At 66.6% G+C, this 5362-nt stretch carries 3 protein-coding genes and 1 pseudogene; 3 read left to right on the forward strand and 1 reads right to left on the reverse strand.

The window, feature by feature from the left end; genetic code table 11:
* On the forward strand, positions 1-516 hold a 516-nt coding region (locus tag ACEN88_RS23595; protein ID WP_413343571.1), incomplete at its 5' end, for a sulfite exporter TauE/SafE family protein.
* Between the two features lie 86 nt (positions 517-602).
* Here the strand turns inward: ACEN88_RS23595 and ilvD are convergent.
* Positions 603-2436 (reverse strand): annotated as a pseudogene (gene ilvD / locus ACEN88_RS23600) (dihydroxy-acid dehydratase).
* Between the two features lie 293 nt (positions 2437-2729).
* On the opposite strand from ilvD, the gene ACEN88_RS23605 reads away from it, so the two are divergent.
* Both ACEN88_RS23605 and ACEN88_RS23610 read left to right on the forward strand, forming a co-directional pair.
* Positions 2730-5063 carry a pyrroloquinoline quinone-dependent dehydrogenase gene (locus tag ACEN88_RS23605; protein WP_413343573.1) on the forward strand — a complete coding sequence of 778 codons (2334 nt, stop codon included), beginning with the start codon at positions 2730-2732 and terminating at the stop codon, positions 5061-5063.
* 102 nt (positions 5064-5165) lie between these two features.
* Positions 5166-5362 (forward strand): hypothetical protein (locus ACEN88_RS23610; protein ID WP_413343575.1); only part of this gene is annotated, 197 nt, incomplete at its 3' end.

The following is a 5362-nucleotide window of genomic DNA, read 5'->3' on the forward strand; positions in this document are numbered from 1 at the left end:
ACCCTGTGCGGCGGCCTCGTCGGCGCCGTGCTGTTGCTGCGGACGTCATCCGGCGCGTTCACGGCCGTGCTGCCCTGGCTGCTGCTGGTGGCGTCCATCGCGCTCGCGTTCGGGCGGCGCATCGGCGAAGCCCTGCGCGCGCGCTGGCGCATCCACGCACGCGCGGTGCTGGCCGTGCAGTTCGCGCTGGGCGTCTACGGCGGTTATTTCGGCGGGGCGGTGGGGATCATGATGATCGCGATGTGGGGACTGCTCGACAACCGCGACCTGAAACTGTTGAATGCGCCGCGCACGTTGCTGGCCAGCGCGGCGAACACGGTGGCGGTACTCGCGTTCATCGCGGCCGGCGCGGTGCGCTGGCCGGAGACGCTGGCGCTGCTGGCCGGCGCGACACTCGGGGGGTACGGCGGCGCGCACATCGGACGGCGGGCGCCGCCGGGGGTGATCCGCGCCGTCACGCTGTGCGCGACGACCGCGATCACGGTTGCCTTCTTCGTCAAAACCTACTTTGTGTGAGGACACCATGCTGCAGGCATTGCTCGCAACCATAGGCGTGCTGGCCATCGCGGCCAGCATCGCCGCCAAGTTCGTCAGGCTGCCGGTCAGCGCTTCAGTTGCGACAGGTCGCGCACGGCGCCGCGGTCGGCCGACGTGGTCAGCGCCGCGTAGGCACGCAGTGCCTGCGAGACTGCGCGCTCGCGGTTGACCGGCTGCCGCGCGGCGGTGCGCCATTTCCTCGGTCGTCACGCGCAGGTTGATGGTGCGGTTCGGGATGTCGATGTCGATCATGTCGCCTTCCTCGACGAGGCCGATCGCGCCGCCTTCCGCCGCTTCCGGCGACGCGTGGCCGATCACGAGGCCCGACGAACCGCCCGAGAAGCGGCCGTCGGTGAACAGCGCGCATGCCTTGCCGAGACCCTTCGACTTGATGTAGGACGTCGGGTACAGCATCTCCTGCATGCCCGGGCCGCCTTTCGGGCCTTCGTAGCGGATGATGACGACGTCGCCCGCGTGCACGGTATCGCCCAGGATGTTTTCCACGGCCGCGTCCTGGCTTTCGAACACGCGCGCCTTGCCCGAGAACTTCAGGATGCTTTCGTCGACGCCGGCCGTCTTCACGATGCAGCCCTTTTCCGCGATGTTCCCGTACAGGACCGCGAGGCCGCCGTCCTGCGAGTAGGCGTGGGCGCGGTCGCGGATGCAGCCTTCGGCGCGATCGAGGTCGGCGCTGTCGAAGCGCTCGGCCTGCGAGAACGCGACCTGCGTCGGCACGCCGCCCGGCGCCGCGCGGAACAGTCGATGCACGGCCTGGTCGTCGCTGCGCTTGATGTCGTATTTCTCGATCGCGTCGCCCAGCGTCGGGGAGTGCACGGTCGGCAGCGACGTGTCGAGCAGGCCCGCGCGCGCCAGTTCGCCGAGGATGGCGACGATGCCGCCGGCGCGGTGCACGTCTTCGATGTGGTACTTGTTCGTCATCGGCGCGACCTTGCACAGGCAAGGCACGTTGCGCGAGATGCGGTCGATGTCGGCCATCGTGAATTCCACGCCCGCCTCGTGCGCGGCGGCCAGCAGGTGCAGCACCGTGTTGGTGGAGCCGCCCATCGACACGTCCAGCGCCATCGCGTTCTCGAACGCGGTCTTGGTCGCGATGCTGCGCGGGAGGATCGTGTAGTCGTCGCCCTCGTAGTGGCGCTTGGCCAGGTCGACGATCAGGCGGCCGGCGCGCAGGAACAGTTCCTTGCGGTCGGCGTGGGTGGCGACTATGGTGCCGTTGCCCGGCAGCGACAGGCCCAGCGCCTCGGTCAGGCAGTTCATCGAGTTCGCCGTGAACATGCCCGAGCAGGAACCGCAGGTGGGGCAGGCCGAGCGCTCGACTTCGGCCACGTCGGCGTCGGAGATCTTGGAGTCGCCCGCCTGGATCATCGCGTCGACGAGGTCCAGCTTGATGATCTTCTTGTCGTTGTTGACGACCTTGATCACCTTGCCCGCTTCCATCGGGCCGCCCGACACGAACACGGTCGGGATGTTGATGCGCATGGCGGCCATCAGCATGCCCGGGGTGATCTTGTCGCAGTTCGAGATACAGACCATCGCGTCGGCGCAGTGGGCGTTGACCATGTACTCGACGGAGTCGGCGATCAGGTCGCGCGACGGCAGCGAGTACAGCATGCCGCCGTGGCCCATCGCGATGCCGTCGTCGACGGCGATGGTGTTGAATTCCTTGGCGACGCCGCCCGCCGCCTCGATCTCGCGCGCCACCAGCTGGCCCAGGTCCTTCAGGTGCACGTGGCCCGGCACGAACTGGGTGAACGAGTTGACGACGGCGATGATCGGCTTGTCGAAGTCGCCGTCCTTCATGCCGGTCGCGCGCCACAGGGCGCGGGCGCCCGCCATGTTGCGGCCCTGGGTCGTGGTGTGGGAACGGTAAGTCGGCATGGTGTCTCCTCGGGAAATCGTAAAACCCCAAGAGTGCCGTGGGTACGGCAAGTTGTCCAATATATGATTCGGTAGGCTGTGATTCGCGTTTCATATCAATCACCCGGGCCACCCGCAGGGTTCCGTATCGGGCGGCCCGCCGTGAAAGCGAGTTCTATAATTTCTTCAACTGAATTCACGAGCGGCAATTTACACCTTGTCTGGATGGACCACGCGTGGCATGGGTGACGTGTTCGCGTCTTCCCGGCCACGGATAATGAACCGAGCCGATTCTCTTGGAGGCGCGTACGGGCATGACACGGAGATTTCATGGTGTAGCGAGGGCGACGCTGACGATCGCGGCGCTGGCCGGGCTCGGCGTCGCACTGTTCAATTATTTCGCGCCGATGACCGGCGTGACCGGAACGATCGGCGCCCTCGCCGTCGTCGTGTCCACCCTGTTGCTGGCGTTGCTCGGCTTTGTCCTGGCGCGCAGGCGCACCGGCCGCTCCCGGCTCGTGCGGGTCCTCGCCCTTCTGATGGCGCTCGGCACCCTGGCGGCGGCCTGGCTGCTGCATGAGTTCTTGCTGGTTGCCGCCATGGCCGTCGCACTGCTGGCGCTGGCGGTCGATTCGATGAGTGGCCCGGACAGGCACCCGGCGACAACCGTCGCCTCGCTGTTGCTCGTGCCTGCTCTGTGCATCAGCCTTGGCCTCGCAGCCATCGGCCGGCTGCCGGCTGCGACGGCGCAGGGGGCGGCGGCAGCCGGGAATGTTCAAGACGCGCCGGCGCAACAACCATTGGCACCGCCAAAGCCTGTCTGGAACAGCTTCCACGGGCAATTAAGCGCGCAAAAATACTCACCGCTGTCGCAGATCGATACCTCGAACGTCGGCAAGCTGAAGCTGGCATGGCAGTACCATACCGGGGATGTCTCCGACGGCAGCGGCGGCAAGCCGCCGACCGTCTGGTCGGCCACGCCCATCTATGCCAACGAGACCCTGTACATCGGCACACCGTTCTACCGGATCATCGCGCTCGATCCGGCAACCGGGAAGGAGCGTTGGCGGTTCGACACCCATTCGACCCTGAAGGCGCTCACGCAGCCCGCGTTGAAGACCCGCGGCGTCGCCTACTGGGAGGCCCGGCATCCGGTCGCGGGGCAGGCCTGCCAGAAGACCGTCTACATCGGCACCATGGATGCGCGACTCTTCGCCGTCGATGCCGACACGGGCAAGCCGTGCCCCGGCTTTGCCGACCACGGCGTACTCAACGTCAATAAGTGGAACAACATCAATGATGCCTGGCCGCTGTCGGTGCTCCAGCCGCCCACCGTGGCGGGCGACCACCTCATCATGGGCTGGGCCGGCAAGGACTGGGCGCTGGCCGAGGCGCCGCCGGGCAGGGTCTTCTCGGTGAATGCGCGCACCGGCAAGCTGGAATGGGTCCTGAACGTCCTGCCCGACGATATCGTCAGGCAGAGCGGCACTGCCAACGTGTGGACCGCGATGTCGGTCGACGAGGAACTTGGGCTGGTGTACTTGCCGGTGTCGTCGCCTTCGCCCAATTACTGGGGCGGCAATCGCGCCGAACCTGTCCCGCTGGCGACCTCCACCACCGCTGTCGACATCGACACCGGCAAGGTGGTGTGGTCGCGTCAGTGGGTGCACCATGACCTCTGGGACTACGACATCAATTCGGCACCGACGCTGATGGACATCACGGTCGATGGCAAGACGATTCCGGCGCTGATGCAGGCCACCAAGATGGGCTACCTGTTCGTCGTGAACCGCAGGACCGGCGAGGATGTCTGGCCGATCGAGGAGCGGCCGGTCCCCACCGGCAATGTGCCCGGCGAGGTTTACGCGCGGACCCAGCCGGTTCCTACCCGGCCTGCGCCGCTGCTGGACCAGTCCCGCAAGCCGAAGGTGTGGTGGATTGCCGACATGGTCGGCTTCGGCCAGTGTTCGCGCCTGTTCGATGCAATGCATTACGATGGCATGTACACGCCGCCGACCGTCGGGGATGCCGGCACGCTGGGCTATCCGTTCAGCGCCGGCGCCGTCCAGTGGGGGGGTGTCGCTTTTGACCCGCGCAGCGAGACGGCGATCGTCAACACGTCGCATCTCGTGCAGCAACTCAAGCTGTTGCCACGCAACGTGTACGACAGCGTGGCCAGGGGCTCCGGCGCGGAGCAGGGCTTCTATCCGCAGAAGGGGGCGCCATTCGGCATCATGCTGGAAAACGCGCTCAACTGGCTCGGCATGCCATGCTGGGAACCGCCCTTCGGCGAACTGGTCTCGATCAACATGAAGACCGGCGCGATCAACTGGCGTCGCCCCGTCGGCGCATCCCAGCAGTACGGCTTCTACATGCCGGAGAGCCTGGGCTCGCCGACCATCGGCGGGCCGGCGGTGACCGCAGGTGGCCTGATCTTCATCGGCGCCTCGATGGATGCGAAAGTGCGGGCCTATTCGCTTGCGACGGGTAAAGAGTTATGGTCCGACCTGGTCCAGGCCCCGGTGGTCGCGAATCCGGCGGTGTACGAATACAAGGGCCGTCAGTACGTCGCCTTCGTGGCCGGCGGCAATCCGATCATCAAGGACCAGGTGGGCGACCAGCTGGCGGTGTACGCGCTGCCACGGTGACCTGTATCGGCCGGGCCGCGCGGAGAAGGATGGGCAAAGATGGTCGAGCGCAATGGCGTGCGTAAGCAGGCCAAGCGTGGGCATGAAGATGTAACATAAGGCATGCTGATCCGAACCATCGTGAATGCGGGGCTGCGACGCACCCTGAAGCCCCTCTGGGACGACATCCCGTCCGTCGCACGCATGCGCGCGGCGTATCACCGTATCGACCGTCTGGGGACGCTCGGCAGGCGGCCCGTGCGCGTCGATGTCGCCGACGCCGGCGGCGTGGCCGTCGAATGGATCGGGCGGCGCGAGGC

This window comes from Massilia sp. CT11-108, assembly GCF_047302915.1.
GTDB lineage: Bacteria > Pseudomonadota > Gammaproteobacteria > Burkholderiales > Burkholderiaceae_D > Telluria > Telluria orientalis.